Annotated in this window: 22 protein-coding genes; 7 read left to right on the top strand and 15 right to left on the bottom strand. The window is 68.6% G+C overall.

Annotated elements, in window-relative coordinates:
- Positions 1 to 21: 21 nt before the first annotated feature.
- From AB0H42_RS15500 to AB0H42_RS15490, 3 genes are all read right to left on the bottom strand, one after another.
- On the bottom strand, positions 22 to 249 hold the full coding sequence (locus tag AB0H42_RS15500; RefSeq protein ID WP_357055676.1) for a hypothetical protein: 228 nt from the start codon (positions 247 to 249) through the stop codon (positions 22 to 24).
- A gap of 66 nt (positions 250 to 315) precedes the next feature.
- Positions 316 to 939, bottom strand: a complete 624-nt coding sequence (locus AB0H42_RS15495; protein WP_357055674.1) for a TetR/AcrR family transcriptional regulator — start codon at positions 937 to 939, stop codon at positions 316 to 318.
- 72 nt (positions 940 to 1,011) lie between these two features.
- A complete protein-coding gene (locus tag AB0H42_RS15490; RefSeq protein ID WP_357055671.1) occupies positions 1,012 to 1,332 on the bottom strand; it encodes a DUF6191 domain-containing protein in 321 nt (106 codons plus the stop codon).
- Positions 1,333 to 1,426: 94 nt separating this feature from the next.
- Here AB0H42_RS15490 and AB0H42_RS15485 point away from each other — a divergent pair, with 94 nt between their 5' ends.
- A complete protein-coding gene (locus tag AB0H42_RS15485; RefSeq protein WP_357055668.1) occupies positions 1,427 to 2,110 on the top strand; it encodes a phosphatase PAP2 family protein in 684 nt (227 codons plus the stop codon).
- A 9-nt stretch (positions 2,111 to 2,119) separates the two neighbouring features.
- On the opposite strand, the gene AB0H42_RS15480 is transcribed toward AB0H42_RS15485, so the two are convergent.
- The 4 genes from AB0H42_RS15480 to AB0H42_RS15465 are packed head-to-tail and all read right to left on the bottom strand — an operon-like array spanning position 2,120 to position 7,501.
- Positions 2,120 to 3,439, bottom strand: a complete 1,320-nt coding sequence (locus tag AB0H42_RS15480) for a pyridoxal-phosphate dependent enzyme (RefSeq protein ID WP_357055665.1) — start codon at positions 3,437 to 3,439, stop codon at positions 2,120 to 2,122.
- Positions 3,436 to 4,932 carry a decarboxylase gene (locus AB0H42_RS15475; protein ID WP_357055662.1) on the bottom strand — a complete coding sequence of 499 codons (1,497 nt, stop codon included), beginning with the start codon at positions 4,930 to 4,932 and terminating at the stop codon, positions 3,436 to 3,438. The genes AB0H42_RS15480 and AB0H42_RS15475 overlap by 4 nt, the downstream gene beginning before the upstream one ends.
- Positions 4,929 to 6,206, bottom strand: a complete 1,278-nt coding sequence (locus tag AB0H42_RS15470) for a heavy-metal-associated domain-containing protein (protein ID WP_357055659.1) — start codon at positions 6,204 to 6,206, stop codon at positions 4,929 to 4,931. Before AB0H42_RS15470 ends, AB0H42_RS15475 begins: the two co-directional genes overlap by 4 nt.
- Positions 6,203 to 7,501 (bottom strand): aminotransferase class V-fold PLP-dependent enzyme, encoded by a 1,299-nt coding sequence (locus tag AB0H42_RS15465; protein WP_357055656.1) that lies wholly within the window; start codon positions 7,499 to 7,501, stop codon positions 6,203 to 6,205. Before AB0H42_RS15465 ends, AB0H42_RS15470 begins: the two co-directional genes overlap by 4 nt.
- A gap of 158 nt (positions 7,502 to 7,659) precedes the next feature.
- On the opposite strand from AB0H42_RS15465, the gene AB0H42_RS15460 reads away from it, so the two are divergent.
- Positions 7,660 to 8,079, top strand: coding sequence for a pyridoxamine 5'-phosphate oxidase family protein (locus AB0H42_RS15460; protein WP_357055653.1), 420 nt, complete (start codon positions 7,660 to 7,662; stop codon positions 8,077 to 8,079).
- A 4-nt stretch (positions 8,080 to 8,083) separates the two neighbouring features.
- Here AB0H42_RS15460 and AB0H42_RS15455 read toward each other — a convergent pair whose 3' ends face one another.
- The 3 genes from AB0H42_RS15455 to AB0H42_RS15445 all read right to left on the bottom strand — a co-directional run bounded on the left by AB0H42_RS15455 (position 8,084) and on the right by AB0H42_RS15445 (position 9,888).
- A complete protein-coding gene (locus tag AB0H42_RS15455; protein WP_357056028.1) occupies positions 8,084 to 8,518 on the bottom strand; it encodes a CBS domain-containing protein in 435 nt (144 codons plus the stop codon).
- A 120-nt stretch (positions 8,519 to 8,638) separates the two neighbouring features.
- Positions 8,639 to 8,860 (bottom strand): hypothetical protein, encoded by a 222-nt coding sequence (locus AB0H42_RS15450; RefSeq protein WP_357055650.1) that lies wholly within the window; start codon positions 8,858 to 8,860, stop codon positions 8,639 to 8,641.
- Between the two features lie 230 nt (positions 8,861 to 9,090).
- Positions 9,091 to 9,888 (bottom strand): SAM-dependent methyltransferase, encoded by a 798-nt coding sequence (locus AB0H42_RS15445; protein ID WP_357055647.1) that lies wholly within the window; start codon positions 9,886 to 9,888, stop codon positions 9,091 to 9,093.
- Positions 9,889 to 10,240: 352 nt separating this feature from the next.
- On the opposite strand from AB0H42_RS15445, the gene AB0H42_RS15440 reads away from it, so the two are divergent.
- Together AB0H42_RS15440 and AB0H42_RS15435 are read left to right on the top strand one after the other, a co-directional pair.
- Positions 10,241 to 10,459 carry a DUF397 domain-containing protein gene (locus AB0H42_RS15440; protein ID WP_030519885.1) on the top strand — a complete coding sequence of 73 codons (219 nt, stop codon included), beginning with the start codon at positions 10,241 to 10,243 and terminating at the stop codon, positions 10,457 to 10,459.
- Positions 10,460 to 10,541: 82 nt separating this feature from the next.
- The gene (locus AB0H42_RS15435) at positions 10,542 to 11,429 is read left to right on the top strand and encodes a helix-turn-helix transcriptional regulator (RefSeq protein ID WP_357055644.1); all 888 of its coding nucleotides are present in this window, start codon (positions 10,542 to 10,544) and stop codon (positions 11,427 to 11,429) included.
- 77 nt (positions 11,430 to 11,506) lie between these two features.
- On the opposite strand, the gene AB0H42_RS15430 is transcribed toward AB0H42_RS15435, so the two are convergent.
- The 4 genes from AB0H42_RS15430 to AB0H42_RS15415 form a co-directional block, all read right to left on the bottom strand.
- Complete coding sequence (locus tag AB0H42_RS15430; protein WP_357055641.1) at positions 11,507 to 11,872, bottom strand: hypothetical protein; 366 nt, start codon at positions 11,870 to 11,872, stop codon at positions 11,507 to 11,509.
- 123 nt (positions 11,873 to 11,995) lie between these two features.
- Complete coding sequence (locus AB0H42_RS15425) at positions 11,996 to 12,655, bottom strand: SDR family oxidoreductase (RefSeq protein WP_357055638.1); 660 nt, start codon at positions 12,653 to 12,655, stop codon at positions 11,996 to 11,998.
- A 17-nt stretch (positions 12,656 to 12,672) separates the two neighbouring features.
- Positions 12,673 to 13,179 carry a DUF2599 domain-containing protein gene (locus AB0H42_RS15420; RefSeq protein ID WP_357055635.1) on the bottom strand — a complete coding sequence of 169 codons (507 nt, stop codon included), beginning with the start codon at positions 13,177 to 13,179 and terminating at the stop codon, positions 12,673 to 12,675.
- Positions 13,180 to 13,316: 137 nt separating this feature from the next.
- Positions 13,317 to 13,610, bottom strand: a complete 294-nt coding sequence (locus AB0H42_RS15415; RefSeq protein WP_357055632.1) for a hypothetical protein — start codon at positions 13,608 to 13,610, stop codon at positions 13,317 to 13,319.
- A 353-nt stretch (positions 13,611 to 13,963) separates the two neighbouring features.
- Here AB0H42_RS15415 and AB0H42_RS15410 point away from each other — a divergent pair, with 353 nt between their 5' ends.
- The 3 genes from AB0H42_RS15410 to AB0H42_RS15400 all read left to right on the top strand — a co-directional run bounded on the left by AB0H42_RS15410 (position 13,964) and on the right by AB0H42_RS15400 (position 17,115).
- On the top strand, positions 13,964 to 14,839 hold the full coding sequence (locus tag AB0H42_RS15410) for a helix-turn-helix transcriptional regulator (RefSeq protein ID WP_357056025.1): 876 nt from the start codon (positions 13,964 to 13,966) through the stop codon (positions 14,837 to 14,839).
- A gap of 216 nt (positions 14,840 to 15,055) precedes the next feature.
- Positions 15,056 to 16,087, top strand: coding sequence for a transcriptional regulator (locus AB0H42_RS15405; RefSeq protein WP_357055629.1), 1,032 nt, complete (start codon positions 15,056 to 15,058; stop codon positions 16,085 to 16,087).
- Positions 16,084 to 17,115: an alpha/beta hydrolase family protein gene (locus AB0H42_RS15400; protein WP_357055626.1), complete on the top strand. Its 1,032-nt coding sequence runs from the start codon at positions 16,084 to 16,086 to the stop codon at positions 17,113 to 17,115. Before AB0H42_RS15405 ends, AB0H42_RS15400 begins: the two co-directional genes overlap by 4 nt.
- A gap of 397 nt (positions 17,116 to 17,512) precedes the next feature.
- Here AB0H42_RS15400 and AB0H42_RS15395 read toward each other — a convergent pair whose 3' ends face one another.
- Positions 17,513 to 19,099 carry a GMC family oxidoreductase N-terminal domain-containing protein gene (locus AB0H42_RS15395; protein WP_357055623.1) on the bottom strand — a complete coding sequence of 529 codons (1,587 nt, stop codon included), beginning with the start codon at positions 19,097 to 19,099 and terminating at the stop codon, positions 17,513 to 17,515.
- Positions 19,100 to 19,179 lie beyond the last annotated feature (80 nt).

The following is a 19,179-nucleotide window of genomic DNA, read 5'->3' as shown; positions in this document are numbered from 1 at the left end:
ATGACTCCTCGCGTCGTGTTGCTACGGCGCCGGGTCCGGTGCGAGGGGTATCCAGGGCACCACATCGGCGATACGACCGGAATCGACAGCGATGACCAGCACGGTGCTCCCGGCCGGGATCGCTTCGGCGGCGCGCGCGATATACCCTTCGTTCCCCCCACGTACGGCCACCAGGACCTCACCCAGCGTCCCAGGGCCTCGGATCGGCGAGCTCAGCTTACCGGTCGATCCGACAACTTCGTCGTGCATTTCTCTCGAACCTCCTTGCCCGGCGGTGATTTCCGGGCACCGACCGTTTCGCCGCCGGGCCCCGGTCTACCGATAGAGACGGCGGTAGGCGCCCAGCATGGCGACGAGGTGATCGACGATCTCCGCCCGGGTGGCGCGCAACGACCCGTTCAGCCAGGCCGAGAACATTCCCGCGTTCCCGCTCGCCATGGTGACGGCCGCGAGGCGGCGGCGGACCGGATCGTCGATCTGGGAGAAGAGATGGTCCTGAATGAGCCGCGTGAAGGCGGGCATGACAGCGATGGTGGTCTGGCCGAGACCGGTGCTGGAGTACGGCTCCACCAGGAACAGGCGCGATTTGCGGGGGTCCTCGAGCACCTTGTCCACCAGCGCCTCGGACAGCGCGCGGTCACGCGAGGCGTCGTCGGCGACCGCGAAGGCGGTCATCGGATCGAGGAAGTCGTCGGCGATCTGCCGGTACAGGACATCGAGCAGTTCGTCCCGGCCGGCGAAACTCTCGTAGAAATATCGATCGGTGAGATTGGCGCGGCGGCACACCGCCCGCATGGTGACGCCGGCGGCACCGGATTCACCGATCAGATCCAGTGCGGCCTCGAGCAGTGCGCTGCGCCGTGCCTGCTTCCGCTCGGAAAGCGTGGTACCACCCCAGATCCGGGGTCCGCTGTCGTCCGATCGCTGATCTGAATGCACCCGTCCACAGTAGTGGGCTCGCGCCGTGGGCCGTGCCGGGTGGTCACGATGCCACACCGCGGGTGCCGCAGGTCAGCTCGGGGCGTCCCGGTGGTGCGGGCGGGCCACGAGCACCGCCCGGCCGGCGGTGAGATCGATCCGGTCCCGCGGCGGTGCTCCGTCGGATTCCTCGTCGCGCAACATGGTCTGCGCGGCGCGGTGGTCCAGCTGGTCGCGTTTGCTCCCATACCAGAAGGCGGTGATCTCCTCGACCCCCGCGGCCGCGAGCCGGGTGGAGGTGTGGTCGCCGGTCGAGTATCCGGCCTTCGGGAAGCGGGTGTACACCCACCGCAGCGCGGCGGCGGCCCCCAGCAGCAGCATGGCGATGGGCGCGCCGAGGAAGAGGACATCCATGGATCTCAGGGTAGCGGCGGGGCGGGTGGCGCCCGCCCGTTCGCGGCCACGCCGAGCCGGGGCCGGCAACCGGTGGGCGACTAGGCTGAAACGCGTGGTCGTGCTCGCTGTGCTGCTGTTCGCCGTGGTCGCCGCGACGACCGGTTACGTTGTCGCGGGCGACGCCACGACCCAGGTGGACTGCCCGCTGCACGAGTGGGCGCTGACCCTGCGCACCGATCCACTGACCCCGGCCGCCACGGTGATCACCCATCTCGGCGGATCGGTGGCCATGTGGACCCTGGCGCTGCTGGTCTGCGCGGTGCTGCTGCGGCGCGGCGCGTACGCGGATCTGCTGCTCGTGGCCGGGGTGGGCGCGGCCTCGGCGGTTCTGGTGCCCGTATCGAAACAGCTGATCGGCCGGTCGCGGCCGCCGGTGGCCGGGCAGCTGGTGGAGGTGAGCAATCCGGCCTTTCCCTCGGGGCACAGTGTCGGTTCGGCCGCCGTGGTGGGCGTACTCGCCGCACTGTTCTGTCTGCGGACCGCGCATCGCGTCGCCAGGGTGATCGTCGCGGCCGTGGCTGCCGTTTTCGTGCTGCTCGTGGGGCTTTCACGGATCTACTTGGGGGTGCACTGGCCCACGGATGTACTCGCCGGCTGGGCGCTCGGTGGCCTGCTGGTCGCGATCGGGGTGGCGGCGCGGACCCGGGCCGAGGACACGCCGGCGGGCCCGGACCGTTCCGGAACCACCATCGGCTCCGTGACCGCGGACCCGGCAGTGCGGAACATCCGCCGCTGACCGGGTCGTTCAGGCGCCGCGTTCCAGATCCAGGCCCGCCGCCCGCCAGCCCGCGATACCACCGTCCAGGCTGTAGGCGGTGTGGCCGGTCCGGCGTGCGGTGGCGGCGAACTGCCGGGAGATATCGCCGGTGGGACAGGTGAAGATCACCGGTTCGGCCCGGGAGAACGGTGTCCCGTGCGCGAACAGCTCGGTGAGCCGGTCGTCGGGGATATTGATCGCGCCCGGGATATGGGCGACCCGGTATGCCATGGCGCCCCGGGTGTCGACGATCACCGGTCGCGCCGTGCGGAGCAGTTCGGCCATATCGGTGGGGGTGAGTCGTGGTGCGGCGGCGATCTCGGCGGGGTCCGGTGGACGTGGGCCGGCGTCGCGGCCGAACAGTTCCGGCCGGCGCTGCTCGATATAGGACAGGTACGGTTCGAGCCGGTCGCAGACGATGATCACCGCGACGGTGCGTTCGCCACCGCGGTCGCCGCCTCCGAGCACCTCGCGCGCGGCGGCGTAGGCGGCGCCGCTGGTGGGTCCGGCCAGGACCCCGTATCCGGTGGCGAGTTCGAGCGTGGCCTCGATCGCCGGGCCCGATCCCACGGTCCGGATCTCGTCATAGAAATCGGGCTGGAACAGGCCCACCTCCCACATCTCCCGTTCCGACCGGATCCCGGGAATGAAGTCCTCGCGTTCGGAGACCACCGCGACCGTCCGCAACTCCGGATGGAACTTCTGCAGGTAGCTACCTGCTCCGCGGCTCGACCCGGTGGTGCCCAGTCCACCGAACAGATAGTCGATCCGCTCGATCCCGGCAGCGGTGAGATCCTCGTGGATCTCCCGGCCGGTGCCGTCGTGATGGGCGGCGATGTTCTTCTCGCTGGTGTACTGGGACAGATGGCGGAATCTGCCGGGCTCGGCGGCCATGGCCGCCTCGATCGCCGAATACACATCGTTGGGCGTGGTGGGGTCCGGGCATTCGGACAGGCCGGGGAGCTCGACGATCTCGGTGCCGATCAACCGGAGCAGATCGCGGACCTCGCCCACCTTGATCCGGTTGGTCATGGCCCGCAACCCGATACCGTGGATCGCGCCGAGGATGCGCAGCGCTTTGGCGGTGTTTCCGCTGGATGCCTCGATCAGTGTCTGCCGCTGTGCGCGCAGCGTATCGAGTTCGTCGCGCAGCATCGCCCAGGCCACCCGGTCCTTGACCGAACCGAACGGATTGTGCGATTCGAGTTTGGCGTACAGGTCCACCCCGTCGAGGCCGTGCACGGCCGGGTCCAGGCGGAGCAGGGGGGTGTCACCGATCAACTCGGTGATGTGCTGGTGGATCGTCACGGAACCTCGGGTGCGTCGGAGTAGGCGGCGGGGGAGGCCGGTGGCCGGTAGTCCGCGTCGGGCGTCGCCAGGAAGCGCCCGCCGTGGCCGACCACCGCCACTTTCTCGGTCGGGGGATGCATGGCGGCCGCGGCCGCCGACAGATCCATGTGATACCCCGCCGTATTGGGGAAAACGATCAGGTCTCCCGGCCGCGGCAGCCATGGCAGCCAGACCGTATGTGTGGTGACGAGATCTCGTTCGAGGCAGAGCCGACCGGCCAGGAAGACACCGACCGGATGCCCGGCCGGCTCGGCCCCGTCACCCGGCAGCAGAAGGGGATCGACCATCACTTCCTGATCGGCCGGTGTCACCGTGTCCCGGCTGATGTCCAGGTGGACGAGCAGACTGCCGTCGGCGGCCTCTTTCGCGAATTCGACCCGGGCCACGGTGATCCCGGCGTGGTCGGCGAGCGCTTTACCCGGTTCGAGCCAGATGTCGAGGAGGTTGTCGGCGGCCACCCGGGCGACACTGCGGCCGCCGTGGTGGGTGAGCGGGGCGGCCAGGAAACCGGCCAGCATCTCGGCGGCGGTCACGGTGTTCGCATATTTGTGGAAGACCGGTGTCCCGCGTACCGCGCCGCCGTCGACCTGATAACCGAAGGTGTTGTTGCCCCAGCTCATCGCGGCGCCGTCACCGGCGAGCGCGGCGCGCAACCGGTGCACGTAATCGTCGAACCGGGCACCGTCGGCGGTGAACACCTGGCGCAGTCCGCCGCCGATGTCGAGGACCGACGGTGCGAGTCCGGCGGAGTACGCCTGTTCGAGTAGCGCGAAACAGGTGTCGGCGGCGCGTACCCGTTCGGCGGTATCGCCGGTGTCCAGGTGAAATGCCGTACCGCGGAACAGGAGCCGATCCCGGTCCCGAAACAGCAGCTCGAGCGCGCGCTGCACCCGGCGCACCGGGATCCCGAAGCGGCTCACCTGCGAACCCGGGAATCCGCTGACCCGGAGCAGCACCGGGACCGGCGCGGACGGGTCGGCGAGGTCGGCGAGGGTGTTCAGTTCCCATTCGTTGTCGACGTTCACGGTCACCCCGGTGCGCACCAGTTTCCGGAGGAACGCCTTGCCTTTGGGGCCGGTCACCTCGATCCGGCCGGGGTCGAATCCGGCCGTCAGCGCCGATTCCAGTTCACCGGCCGACGCCACGTCGACGCCGATCCCGTGCGCCGCGGCAGTGCGTACGAAGGCCCGGGACCGGTTCACCTTGTGCGCGTAGCAGATGCGATAGCCGGTCTGCGCCTCGTCGAGTACCGCGGTGAGCAGGTCGATATTGCGCGCGAACACCTGCGGGAACAGCAGATGCAGCGGTGTCCCGAAGCGGCGCAGCACCTCGTCGAACGCGCGGCGATCGGCGAGGAAGGCCGCGACCTGTCGATCCCAGTGTGCTGGTAGGGCGGGTGGTCCGGTGTGCTCGAGGGGTTCCGGACGGTCCGGGCGCATCCGCACGGTCATCCGAGGGTTCCCGGGCGTCGCGGTTCGGGCCGCTCGCCGACCGGGTTGTAGCCGCCGTCGCGCAACGCCTCGAAGGCGCGGGCCCGGTTGCGCGGGCTGCGGAATTCCGCTACGACCCGCTTGCTGTCGAGGTCGATGTCCACGACCCGGATGTCCATCGACTCCAGCACCCCGCCGATCGTGCGGACGCAGTGCTTGCAGGTCATATCGGGTACATAGAAGACCCGGTCCTCCGCCGCCGCCGGACCGGTGCCGAGGTCTTCCCGAGCCGGCACCGCCACCGGTTCGCAGCGCCGGGCGAAATCGGTGAACACCTCGACGAAGCGGTGCACCACCTCGGCCAGGACGCTGGAGTTCGCACCCCTGTCGCGGTGTACGACCGCGGCCGGACAGGAGGGCTGTTCCCCGTGCGGTAGCAGGGCGTACTGCCGGGAGATGAGATCCAGATCGTCGTGGTACCGGGCGATCGCCGCGGGGACGGTCAGTCCCTCCTCGGTGGTCGCCCGGACCATCACCCGGTGCGCGTCGGCGATGGTCGCGTCCTTCATCGCCCGCAGCGTGGCGATCGACTCGGCGGTGTAACGCACCGATCCACCGGGTTCGGCCCGTAGGCTCACCGGAATCATGCCCCGTCGATAGGTCGATGCCTGCAGTTCCCAGAACCACCGGGTGGCTACCGCGGTGAAAATCCCGGAATCGTGTAGTCCGCGGGCGAATTCACCAGGGGTCCGGTACGGCGTCTGCCGCGCGATGAGTGCGTGCTGGGCCAGCGCCCGGCCCGCGGACTCGACCCCCACCCGGAAGATATCGAGGGGTTCGTGATCGGTGGTGGTGCCGGCCAGCACCGCGAGCGCCGCCGCGTCCAGACGCGCTATCCGATCGACGAGACCGGTGTTGTCGTCGATCGAGCGCCAGAGCGCGAGCACGGCTTCCCGGGTGGCGATCGGCACGAGCGGACCCGGTCCATCGGCCCGGTAGAACCCGGTATTGGGTATCCCGGCGCTATCGGTCCAGGCCATCCGGTGGGTGGCAGAGGTGACCGCGCCGGCAGGGCAGGGACGCATGAACCGTTCCAGGTACAGCCGTTGCGAGAAAGTGAGATGGCTACCGGGTTCGGGGCGGAGTTCGGTCGCGGTGTACTCGAATCGGGCCGCTCCCGTCGGCCGATGGGCGGTGAACAATCCCGGCCGGGCGAGCTCGGCCAGGATCCGTGCGGTGGCCCGCCGGTCGTACCGGGTAGCGGTGTCGGTGGATGCGCTGATCTCTGTGCTCATGGCAGCTCCTCGGCGAGGGTCCGGACGCAGTCGACGAAGCGGTCGATATCGTCGAGGCAGGTGTAGATGTGGGTGCTGACCCGCACCGATTCGGGGTCGCCCCCGGTTTCGGGCATACAGTGGGCGCCGGTGCGGACGAGGAAGCCGTATTCGGCGAGGACGAAACCCAGGTCGGCCGCGGCTATCCCGTCGAGGGTGAACGAGACGATGCCGTACCCGCTGTCGTCCCGGGCGTAGGCGGGCCCGGGCAGGAACGTCAACCCCGGCACCGCCCGCAACCCGCTGATCAACCGCCGGGTCAGCGCTCGATTGTGCGCCGCGACGGCGGGCATACCGTATTCCTCGAGAACCTCCAGTGCGGTGCCCAGCGAGAGGATGCCGGGAATATTGGCGGTACCGCCCTCCAGCAGGCCCGGCATGACGCCGGTGCCGAATCTCTCGGCGGTCAGTACCGCGTCGGTACCGCCGCCGGGCAGGAACGGCCGAAGTTCCGCGTGTGTCCGGTGCCGGCAGTACAGGATTCCGGTGCCCGGCGCCGCGAACATCTTGTGGGCCGCGAAGGCCGCGAAATCGGCCCTGAGGGCGGTGACGTCCAGCGGGAGGTGACCACCGCTCTGGCTGCAGTCGAAGCACAGGCGCACCCGTGGGGGGATTCGGTCGCGCAATTCGGCGAGGGTGGTGCGGGCGCCGAATACATGATGCAGGTGGGTCACGGTGAGCAGCCGGGTACGCGGGCTCAGTTTCGCGGCGATATCGGCGGTATCGGCCTGCCCCGCCGGGGTGACCCGGTAGGGCACGAGTTCGATCCGGCGCCCGAAGCGTGCGAGGGTGTCCCGCAGCAGGAGCCAGGGCGAGATATTGGCGGCGTGGTCGCGCGGGCTGTAGAGGATCTCGTCCCCGTCCGCGAGTGCCGTGAGACCCCAGGACAGTGCGACGGCATTGAGCGCCGCGGTCGCGCCACCGGTGAAGACGATCTCGTCGGTCCGGGCAGCGCCCACGAAGCGGGCGGTCGCGGCCCGGACCGCGGCGATGCGCTGGGTGAGCGCCGTGGACCAGGGGTACGTGCCGCGGGCGGCGTTGGCGGTAGCGGTCGAATGGTAGGCGCGGACGGTGTCGATCACGGCCCGCGGCTTCTGCGTCGTGGCGGCACTGTCCAGGTAGGTCTCCCGGCTGTCGCCCAGGGCCGGAAAGGACGCGCGGATCTCCGGCGGGAGCAGTCCGGCGGTCGGCCGCACCGGTGCGGGAGCTCCATCGGAGAGGGGCGGACGATCCGGTCGGCGCAGGGGTGATCCCATGTGATCGCTCCTTCCGCCGATCCACCCGGACTGCGAACAACGATACTCATTATCGGAAAGTTCGCCCAGTGCGCTTGGTGCGCATACGGTTTCGCCGGCGCAGAGCGCCGGGTGACGAGCTCCCGGGAGATGTCGGTGTCCGGCGTTATGGTGCCGATATGCCACTCACACTCGACGAACGTCAGGCGTTTCTGGCCGAGCCGCATATCGGCGCGCTCTCGGTATCGGCGGGTCCGGAGCGGGGTCCCCTCACCGTGCCCATCTGGTACCAGTACGAGCCGGGGAGTGATCTCTGGGTGCTCACCGGCCCGGAGTCGGAGAAGATGCGCCGGATCCGGGCGGCGGGACGGTTCAGCCTGCTGGCCGAGCGCGTCGAGCCGACCGTCCGCTATGTCAGCGTGGAGGGTCCGGTGACCCGGGTCGAGCCGCTGACCGACGAGCGGCATCGCGAGATGGTGGCGCGCTACCTGCCGCCCGAGCGAGTGGAGGAGTACCTGTCCTTCGCCGCGGCCGAGCTGGGTGAGCAGGTGGTCGTGTTCATGCGCCCGCACCGATGGTTGTCCGCCGATCTCGGCTGAGCGATCAGTAGCCGCCCTGTAGATATTCGACGAGCTGCTCGCGTTCGGTGGCGAGTTCGGAGATGGCGCTCTTGACCACGTCGCCGATGCTCACGATGCCGACCAGTTCACCGCCGGACACCACCGGCAGATGCCGGACCCGGTGATCGGTCATGATCCGGCGCAGCCCCTCGACGTGGTCCTCGGGGGCGCAGGTCCGGACGTCGGTGGACATGATCCGCGAGACCGGGGAATCCAGTAGTGCCGCGCCGTGCCGGTACAGGGCGCGGACGATATCGCGTTCGGAGACGATTCCGGCGATCCGGCGGCCGTCGGGGGAGACGACGACGGCTCCGATGTTGTGTTCGGCGAGCAGCGCGAGCAGCGCGCGGATATCCAGATCCGGACGCGCGGTCGTCACGGCGCTGCCCTTGTTGTGCAGTATCTCGGCGATTCGCATGGTCACCATCCACTCGAGCGCGGGATTCCAGAATCTCGCGCTCGACCCGTCGACGCCAGCACGAATTGGCATCGACGGCCTTTTTTTCGAAGTCGTGCGGTGAGCGGAGCCGTCGATCGGCTACTCGTCGTCGAGGCCCGCGGAGAGATAGGCGGCGGCGGCCAGCCACTGGCGGCACTGCGGGCCGTGCACATCGTGGATGTGCAGGATCTCGCGTGCCTGCCGATAGGTGAGTACCGGCGGTTCGGAATTGCAGTCGGTACCGGCTTCGGGGGCCGCGTAGCGGCGTAGCGGTTCCGGGTGGTGCCCGAGTGGATGACCGCCGCCGGGGGCGGCGCCCACGGCATTCCGAGGGGGACTTCGGAATGGTTGGATCATTCGGTTGCCCCTCACATGCGACGTTGCGGGGCGATACCTCCGGCCGGTGAATCCGCCGAGGAAAATGCTGTGTATCGCCCCTCCTGTGCGCCTGAGTCTAAGCCGCCGTCGCTTACAAATGCAAGTACATCTGCAAACAACAGATGAAGTCGCACGAACCCCGTTTCCGGTGTTTTCCGCGGGCGGCTTGGGCTCTATGGTGTGCGGCCCACCCCGCCGTACGCGGAGATCGCCGGCCGGGATTCGCCGCCGGAGGTGTCCGGGCGCCACCGGTCGATCGGGACGACGCCCGGTTCCACCAGTGTCAATCCGTCGAATACGGCTCGGATCTCCGACTGGGGACGGGGGGTATAGGGCACGCCCCCGGTATCGGTGTAGTTCCGGCACAGCGTCACGTACGCCGCACTGTCGTCCGTACCGTCCCACAGGACGAGATAGCTGCCGGACGGGGTGGCCTCGAGTACGGTGTGCACGATCCGCCGCATCTCCGCGAAGGATTCCGCGTGGCCGAGCACGCCCATGAACATCACGGCCACCGGCTCGGTGAAATCGAGGACGTGCCGCGCGTCGGAGACGATGAGCTCGGGCCGGTGATAGTCGGAGTCCAGGTAAACGGTGACACCCGCGTCGGTGGTATCGGCCAGCAGCGCGCGGGCGTGGGCGAGGACGAGCGGATCGTTGTCCACGTAGACGATCTTGGATTCGGGTGCGACGCGCTGGGCCACCTCGTGTGTGTTCTGCATGGTCGGCAGGCCGGTGCCGATATCGAGAAATTGCCGGATCCCTTTCTCCGCGGCCAAGAATCGCACCGCCCGGATGAGGAATTGCCGTGACTGGACGGCCATGGTGGTGATCTCCGGATCGACCGCGATCCCCGCGTCACCGGCGATGCGATCGACCTCGTAGTACTCCGTACCGCCCATCCAGTAGTTCCAGATGCGGGCGGAGTGCGGGATATCGGTGCGGATCGCGGGGCGGTGCTCTTCGGACATGGCGGACTCCTGGGCGGTCATGGTCGGAACGCGCCGGCACGGAGACCGGCGGTGGGCCCGACGGCTGGTGAAACCGATGTCCACTGCGACAGTACAAGACTCGACGCGGCCATCTTCGGTGGTCGGCGCAGTCCGATTCGGCTCCGGCGCTCCCTTCGAGGGCGGCCCGCGGCGTGGTCACCGGTGCCCGCCGGGGCCGTGCGCGGGCGCCGGGGGCCCGTGAACGCGGTGTGGCGAACTTCGTGCTATCGTCCTGATGTCGGTGCAGATGCAAGAACACCTGCGTTTGCATCTGTAAGGACCGACGGTATGCGACAGTGGCGTCAGCGACCATGAGCAAGGAGTGGGTCCTATGTCGGAAGTAACGAACCAGGTGATCGGAGCCTGGCGGAAGAGCACCTTCAGCAACCCGAGCGGGAACTGTGTCGAGTTCGCCGAGGCGGCCAACAATCTGGTGGCCATGCGTAATTCGCGCTTCCCCGACGGCGGGGTGATCTTCTACACGCGCCCGGAGATCGAAGCTTTCCTGCAGGGTGCCAAAGCCGGAGAGTTCGACGATCTGGCAGGTTGAGAGGTAGCATGGGCCGTCGGCGTGGTGCGCCCGATCCGATGAGCGGCGCACCGAGGGTTAACCCGAAATCGGAGACGACTCCATGATCGCAGAGCCCGAGAACCGTGGTGGCGCGCAATCCGTCGAGGCGGAACGCGGCCCCACGGTTCTACGTATCGCTCTGGGCGGCCAGTTACGAAAACTGCGCGAGAGTAAGAAGATCACCCGAGAAGCCGCGGGTGACGCCATCCGCGGCTCCCACGCCAAGATCAGCCGGCTCGAACTGGGCCGGACGAGTTTCAAAGAGCGTGATATCCGGGATCTGCTGACGCTGTACGGCGTCGACGACCCGGCGGAGCGGGAGAGCTTTCTCGAACTCGCGCGTAAAGCGAACGAACCAGGATGGTGGCATCGTTACGGCGATCTGCTGCCACCCTGGTTCGGCACGTATCTGGGTCTGGAGCAGGCCGCCAGCAAGATCCGTACCTATGAATCGCACCTGGTGCCCGGCCTGCTGCAGACACCGGATTACGCCCGGGCGGTGGTGACGCTCGGCTACGAGGATTCCGATACCGATCGCCGGGTGGCATTCCGCCAGCGCCGGCAGGAAATACTGCATCGTGCCGATCCGCCGGTCATCTGGGCGGTACTCGACGAAGCGGCACTGCACCGTCCGGTCGGTGGCCGGGATGTGCACCGGGCGCAGATGGAACATCTGCTGGAGCTGACCCGGCTGCCGAATGTGACCATCCAGGTGGTCCCCTTCTCCGCGGGTGAACACGCTGCTGCGGGAAGCTCTTTCACCATTCTCCGCTTCGCCGAGACCGAGCTGCCCGATATCGTCTACCTCGAACAGCTGACCAGCGCGCTGTATCTGGACCGGCGTGAAGATCTGGCGCTGTACCTGTCGGTGATGGACCGGTTGAGCGTGCAGGCGGCGCCGCCGGAAGAGTCGCGCAGGATCATCGCGGACTATACGAAAGGCCTGTGAGGTCGGGTCGAACGGCGAAAGCCGCGGCCCGGCTTATCGTCTCGGCACCGAGACGCGATAAGCCGGGCCGACGCGCGTCAGGCCCGGATGAAGGTCGACGCGACGCGCCAGAAGGTGTCCGGCCGCAACGACCGGAAGTCCCAATCGTCCGCCAGAGCGTGCGCGGTGGTGACGATCTGGTCGATATCGAAATCGTCCCGAGTCGCCGCACCAGTGGATTCGATTGCGTCGATAACGAATTCCACGGCGCTCTCGCGCGTCGAATCGCCGAGCGGGTGGCCGCTGTGGAGGCCGAATGTTGTCATCTCAATACCGTTCGCCGGCTTGCCGATCGGGGCGGGATCGATTCTTGCTGGAGTAGTTGCGAATCGGGTCGGATCCGCCGGACTCTCCCGCAGGTGCGGCAGTAAACCACTGGCGAATGGTGTCGTCGGCTCACTCAACGCGGCCTCCCCTTGTTTTCCCCTGTATAGCGGTGTGGGAAGAGTCTAGGTCGCTGGTGCTTTCAAATGCAAGTACATCTGCACGATCGATTCTTTGTGTGCGAACGGTTTTCGATGCCGGAATCAGCGTGCCAAGGCGGCGACCGCGACCTCGATCGGTGTGCTGCCGGCGACCAGATCCAGGGTGAGACCGGCGGTATGGTCGGCTTCCAGCAGTGCCGCGGACACCGCGGCGACATCCGCGCGCGGGATATCTCCCCGGTCGAGCCGCGGCGGCGCCAGGGTGACCGAACCGGTGCCGGGGGAGTCGAGCAGGTGACCGGGCCGCAGGATGGTCCAGTCGAGGTCACGGCCGCGCAGATCGTCCTCGGCCTGGGTCTTGGCGTCGATATAGGCGGCCCACACTTCGTCTGTGCCGGCGGCCGGGGCGAGACCCGCCCCCATCGCCGAGATCTGCAGGAAGCGACGGGTCCCCACCCGTTCGGCGGCCTCGGCCAGCAGGACGGAGCCGTCGCGGTCGACGGTGTACTTGCGGGCCACCCCGCTGCCCGGCCCGGCGCCGGCCGCGAAAACCACCGCGTCCGCACCCTGGACGGTCGCGGCCAGGTCGGTCACCACTGCCTGCTCCAGATCCAGGACCACGGATTCGGCGCCGGTCGCGTAGACCTCCGGCGCATGGGCGGAATTGCGGATCAACGCGATGACGCTGTGGCCACGGCCGGTGAGGAGTTCGGCGAGCAGGAGGGCGATCTTGCCGTGTCCACCGGCGATGACGATGCGCATACGGGGTCCTTTCGGGGTCAGCGTTCGGGTCCGCCGGGGTTGCAGGCGGCGTCGACGGTCGCGTCGTAGCCCACCGGCGGCCGCCAGGGTTCGAGGTTCCAGGTGGGTTTGTCGGGGGCGATGAGGCGTGCCCAGTCCCAGTGGCAGCGGAACTGGTCCCACATGCCCGGGGTGTCGGCGGCCGGATCGGCGGTACGTACCTCCTGCCAGGCGCGGAGGTCGGATCCGGGATAGGTGGTGTCGCGGCCCGCCCGGGTCGGGTGGACCTTCAGTCGTGGGCCGTCGGCGTTCTCGGTCCATTCCAGGTGATAGATCAGGGGCTGCCCAGCGTACGGATCGACCGTGGGAGCGGGGCGGGGGGTGCGGGTGACTGCGGTCGCCGGCGCCGTGATCGTGGGCGTCGTGGTGGCCGCGGGCGCACTATCGGACCTGATATCGGAGTCCGAACTCGCGCAGCCGGTGGTGGCCAGGGCCGAGAGCATCGCCAATACGCCGGCCGCGCGGGCCGCGGAATCGATCGGCATACTCGCTCCTGCGCCTCGGAGCCGGCCCGCCCGTCGCGCCGGCTGCTTCCGAGCCTAGAGGGTCGCGCCGCTGCGGTGCGGATCTGCCGGTGAATGTGGCGCGCGCCGGAGTGCGCGCACCGCGCCCGGCCGGCCGCTCAACGCCACAGGCTGTGGCAGGGTAGCCGGCGCAGACCGGGTCTGATCTTGCTGTCCACCGTGACGGTGAGCCCGGCGTGCATTGCCGCGGAGGTGAATTCCCAGGCTTCGGCATTGGTCGCCGCGTACTCCAGGACAAGGGCGCTGTCTGCGGTGGTGCCGTTGAAGTAGACCGTGATCCGGCGGGTGAGGTGGTCGCGGGCGATGTCGTCGCGTTCGGCGGTGGCCGGTGTCGTGGCGTCCAATATCCGCGTCTCCTTCCAGGCGTCCCCGACGGCGCCGTTGTGTGCCACAGTAGGTTCGCACCATTGCTGAGAACATGTTCCGGTGCTGGGTCTGGGGAATTCACAGCACGCCACGGAAGGGGCTCGGGGCGATTCACACCGGTGCGTACCCGCTCCTGTAGCCGGGGTCGCGGGCATGAACCGCGTCGCAACGACCCGGTTCGGCGAGTCCGATTCCGGGTGCCCCCGTCGGTGAATGTCGTTCACGCCACGACTCTTTCGTTTGGTCTCCGGCACGGCTCCCATGCGAAACTCGAATAATGGGTGCTTCTGGAATGCGAGCGGCGTTGGAGGCGGAGACCTCGGCCGTCCCGGGGTTCACGGCGCGAGCCGCGGCCGACGGCGGGCCGACAGTGCTGCGGATGGTGCTCGGCGGCCGGTTACGGCGGCTGCGCGAGGCCAGCGGGTTGTCCCGGGAACAGGCCGGTGACCATATCCGGGGTTCGGATTCGAAGATCAGCCGGCTCGAGCTCGGGCGCACCAGTATCCGGGAACGCGATCTGGTGGATCTGCTCGAACTGTACGGGGTTACCGATACCGAGGAACTCGACGCGTTCCAAGAACTTGCTCGGCAGGCCAATACCTCCGGGTGGTGGCACCGGGACAACGACTGGCTGCCGAAATGGTTCGATATGTACCTGGGTCTCGAGCAGGCCGCGCAGGTGATCCGCTGTTACGAACCGCGAACCGTGCCGGAGCTACTACAGACCGCGGACTATGCGCGTGCCCTGCTGACGCTGGCGCATCCGGGCGAGCCGGAGGACGCGATCGAACGCCGGGTGGCGTTGCGGATGCGCCGCCAGCACATTCTCGACCGGCCGCATCCGCCGCATCTCTGGCTGATTGTGGAGGAGGCCGCCCTGACCCGTCGGATCGGTGGCTCGAGGATATGGGGTGCGCAGATCGACCGGCTGCTGGCCGCTGCCCGGCAGCCGCACATCACGGTGCAGATCCTGGCCGATCACGTGGGCGGTCCGGCGCTGGCCGACGGCGCGTTCACCTATCTCCGGTTCGCCGAGGCGGATCTACCCGATATCGTTTATCTCCAGCAGCTCACGGGCGCTCTTTATCTCGACAAGCAGGCGGACCTGGACGCCTACCGCGCGGTCGCCAATCAACTGTCGGTGCACGCGGCGCCGCCGGAATACACGCCGGGCCTGCTGACGGCTCTGCGCCGGCGCCAGCCGAGGATCATGGACCAGCCGGCCCGCCGGGAACAGGGCGGCACGGGTCGCTGACCACCCGCGGGGCCGGGCGGGTGGTCGCCGGCCGTCGCGCGAATTGTTCGAGTATTGAACTCGCGGGGGATAACTCGTTACCGTCTTGTGATCGAACCCAAACCGCGGGCCGGTCACTGATGAACTCTCCGGAGTACCGGTAGATCGTATCGACCGGCCCGCGGAAGAGGTTACTGTCCGGTAGTTATGGTGGGCAGTAGGGCCGATTCCGGGAGTATGGACCTGGAAACCGAACTGGTGGCGCATCTGCGGCGCCCCGATCGATTCGGCGGAACCGCGGATGTGGGCACGACGGTGCGGCGGTGTCTCGCCGATATCGCCGAAGTCCTCGCGCCCGAACCCGCCGCTCCCGCCGCCGCGCCACCGGCGGTCGTGGCCGCGGCGGTGCGCTGGGCCCGGGAGGGGGTAGCACTGGAAACGGTGCTCACCGCCTGCCACGAATGTGCCCGGGACGCTGTGGAATTCCTCGCGGAACGGATCGCCGCCGCGGCATTGCGGGCCGAGGCGATGGTGGACGGGGCCCGGCTGCTGGTCCGGGTGGTGGAGGTGGTGAGCACCGCCGCCGCGGCGGCGTATCTGGACGAGCACCGGGTCGTCGCGCGGGAACATCAGACCTCGGCACAGACGATGGTGGCCGCCCTGCTGAGCGGGCACGGGGTGGCCGCACTGGCGAAACGGTCCGGCTTCCGGGTGGCGTCGGCCTATCAGGTGGTGGCGCTGGCGCTCCCGCCGCACGCCGAGGAGCGCGCGGGCGGCCCGGAAGCGGTGTCGGCGGCACGTCGGAAACTGCGCCGGGTGCAGGCCGCGCTGGGCACTCCGCTGGGGTCGCGGTCGCTGTCCCTGCTGCGTGCCGACGGCGGAACTGTGCTGATCCCGCTGGAAACGGACCGGTCCGGGCCGGGCGGTCGCGCCGCTGCGGGGCTGATGAGCGCCGAGGTACTGCAGTTGGTGGCCGAGGCCGCGGAAGTGCGGCCCACCGCGACGGTCGCCGCGGGCGCCACCGCGGAGGTACCGGAGTTGGCGGGGCGCACCCACGACGTACTGGACCGGCTCCGTACCAGCGGACAGCCACCCGGTCTGTACCGGATAACAGGCGAAGCCACCGCCGAACAGGACGACGCGGTCGCGGACGCGCTGCGTGTGCACCGGCTGCCATGTCCCGTCGCCGCGCCGGGCCCGTCCGGGCACACCGGGAGCCGCGTGATGGGTGAGCCGGGTCTGCGAGCGTTACTGCGAGGTACGAGATGAAATCACGGGTTCCGTTCCTGGCCGTACTGGCCGTACTGGGCGCGGTCGCCGCCGCGATGCCCCCGGCCGCCGCCGGCCCCACGGGAAACCCGCCGCCTCCGGCACCTGCCATGAGTGCGCAGGAGTCCGGTGGCCGGTTGCTGCGCGTTCAGGTACTCGACGACCGGCGGATCCGGCTACACATCCGTTCGGCCGCCATGGGCCGTGAGATCGCGATCGACACCCTGATCGGTTCCGGTCCGGCGCCCCGGCCCACGCTGTATCTGCTCGACGGCGTGGACGGCGGCCCGACCTCGGGCTGGCTGACCAAGGGTGGGGCGGCCGCATTCTTCGCCGACAAACCGGTCGACGTGGTGCTGACCACCGGTGGTACGGCCAGTATGTACGCCGACTGGATCCGAGTGGACGCCGCGCTGGGCCTGAACCGCTGGGAGACCTTCCTCACCGAAGAACTCCCGCCCATTGTCGAAAAGTATCTGGGCGCCAGCGGAACCCGGGCGATCGCCGGGGTGTCCATGGGCGCGCAGGCGGCGATGATGCTGACCCAGCGGCATCAGGGCTTCTACCGTGGCGTCGCCGGGATGAGCGGCTGCTATTCCACTTCCGACCAGCTCGGCCGTGCGGTGACCACCATGACGGTGGCCTCGCGTGGCGGCAATCCGGAGAACCTGTTCGGCCCGCCCGCTTCGCCGGAGTGGCTCGCCCACGACAGTCTGCTCGGCGCGGACACATTGCGGGGCACCCGGATCTACGTTTCGGTGGCCAACGGCTCGCCCAGCAACGCCGCACTGATGTCGATCGGTGACAGCCCGGAAATTCTGGCAGTTCTCCTCGGCGGCGGCTCCCTGCTGGAGTCGGGCGCGCACCTGTGCACGCAACGATTCGCCACCCGACTCACCGAACTCGGAATTCCCGCAGTGGTGGATTATCTGCCCGCGGGAATGCATTCCTGGCCGGATTTCGAAGTGCAATTGCATCGCAGCTGGCCGACCTTGCGCGCCGCTCTGGAATTACCGCAGAATCCGTGAATGCCCGCAGTCCCGCGCGACTGTCCCGGCGGCCGAGCCGGTCGGGTCTCGTAGCGGTCTCAGCAATGCCGGGTGACGGGTGCCGGCGGTCACGGCGACGACGGGGCCGGTGACCACGATCGCAGTACCGGAACCCCGGGTCCGGTGTACAGACCGGCATCGCACCGGCTGATTTCGGAAAAGGCGGCGACAACGGCCGCGGGCAGGCGATGCGGTCGTGCCGGTGTGGACGGGGCCGCGAGCGGAGCGGCGACGGCGGCCGGAGCCGCCGGGTGAGTCGAACAGGGAACGCGGCGGCAGGACGCCCACCGGGTGGCCACCGCTCGGATCACTCGGTGGGCTCGGCCGATCCGGTTGCCACCGGCCCCGTACCGCGTCCGGGCCGGTGCACCGCGATCTATGCGCGGGTGAGGAAGTCGGCCGCCTGGGCCCCGATGAACATGCTGGGCGCGTGGGTGTGCCCGCGTACCAGCACCGGCATGATCGAGGCGTCGGCGACGCGCAGGCCCCGCACGCCGCGTACCCGCAATTGCGGGTCCACCACGCTGGTCTCGTCCGAGCCCATCCGGCAGGTGCCGGCCGGATGGTAGAGGGTGTGCGAATAGCCGTTGAGTGCCAGCGCGCGAGTGGCTTCTGCCGCTCCGTCGGCGGGTGCGTCCGGGGGATAGCAGAGCGGACCCAGCACCTCTCGCATGGCGGCGGTATCGGCGATCTCGGCGCAGTACCGCAGACCGGTCATCAACGCCGCCCGGTCGATACCCTGCTCGTCGGCGAGGTACTTCGGATCGATCACCGGCTTGGCCAGCGGATCGCCGGAGGCCAGAGTGATCGTGCCGCGGCTGTGCGGGCGCACCAGGACGGTCGCCAGGATGACGCCGTGGGCGGTCGGCTCGATCAGGCCCTCGTGGTAGAAGGGCGCGGGCGCGTAGACCAATTCGAGGTCCGGGTGTTCCAGCTCGGGGCGGCTGCGGACGAATCCGTACGCTTCACCGACGTTCGAGGTGAGCATGCCGCGATGGCGCAGCAGGTAGTTGATCAGCTGGGCCGGTTTCTCGGCGTCGAACAGGGAATCGGTGTCGACGCCGTAACCGAGTCCGGTGACGAGATGATCCTGCAGGTTGGCGCCGACCTCGGGCGCGTGGTGGCGGACCGTGATCCCGTGGCGTTCGAGTTCGGCGCGATCGCCGATACCCGAGAGCATGAGCAGTTGCGGGCTGTTGATCGCGCCACCGCAGAGCACGACCTCGGTACGGGCCGTCACCTTCTCGATCCGGCCGCCACGCGTGTACTCGACACCGACGGCGCGGTCGCCGTCGAACAACACCCGGGTGGCGGTGGCTTCCGGGTACACCCGAAGATTGCGCCGCTTCAGCGCCGGTCGCAGATACGCGTCGGCGGTGCTCCAGCGTCGCCCCTTGTACTGGGTGACCATGGTCTGGGTGAAACCCTGCGGTTCGGGCAGGTTCGGTTCCTCGACGGGGTAACCGCGTTCGGCCACGGCCCGCAGATAGGCGGTGGTGGACGGTCGTGGGCTGCGCTGATGCGAGATGTGCAGGGGCCCGCCGGTGCCGTGGTCGGGGGCGGTCGTGCCCTCGACGTTCTCGATCGAACGGAACTGCTCGACCGCCCGGTCGAAGCCCCATTCCGGGCCCCCGGCGACCGACCACTCCTCGTAGTCGGCGCGGAAACCGCGCACCCACATCTGGGCGTTGAGTGAGGACGAGCCGCCGAAGGTCTTGCCGCGGGGCCAGTAGATCTGCCGATCGTCGAGCTGTGGCTGGGGTTCGGTGAGGTAGTCCCAGTCGTAGGGGGTACGGAAGAGTTTGGCGAAGGCGGCCGGTATGTGGATGAATTTGTCCTTGTCGGCCGGGCCGGCCTCCAGCAGGATCACCGAACGGCCCGAATCCGCGCTCAGCCGGTTCGCGAGCACGGCTCCCGCCGATCCCGACCCGACGATCACATAGTCCGCACTGACTTCTGTCACCTTCGCACCTTTCGATCTCGTGTACCCGCAAACATACGAGAGTGGGGCGGGATGCGGGGCGTCTTCGCCGCGGCGTACGA

Source organism: Nocardia sp. NPDC050799 (genome assembly GCF_040654015.1).
Classification (GTDB): domain Bacteria; phylum Actinomycetota; class Actinomycetes; order Mycobacteriales; family Mycobacteriaceae; genus Nocardia.
The sequence above is the reverse complement of the archived record's forward strand: the minus strand, read 5'-3'. Positions and strand labels throughout refer to the sequence as shown.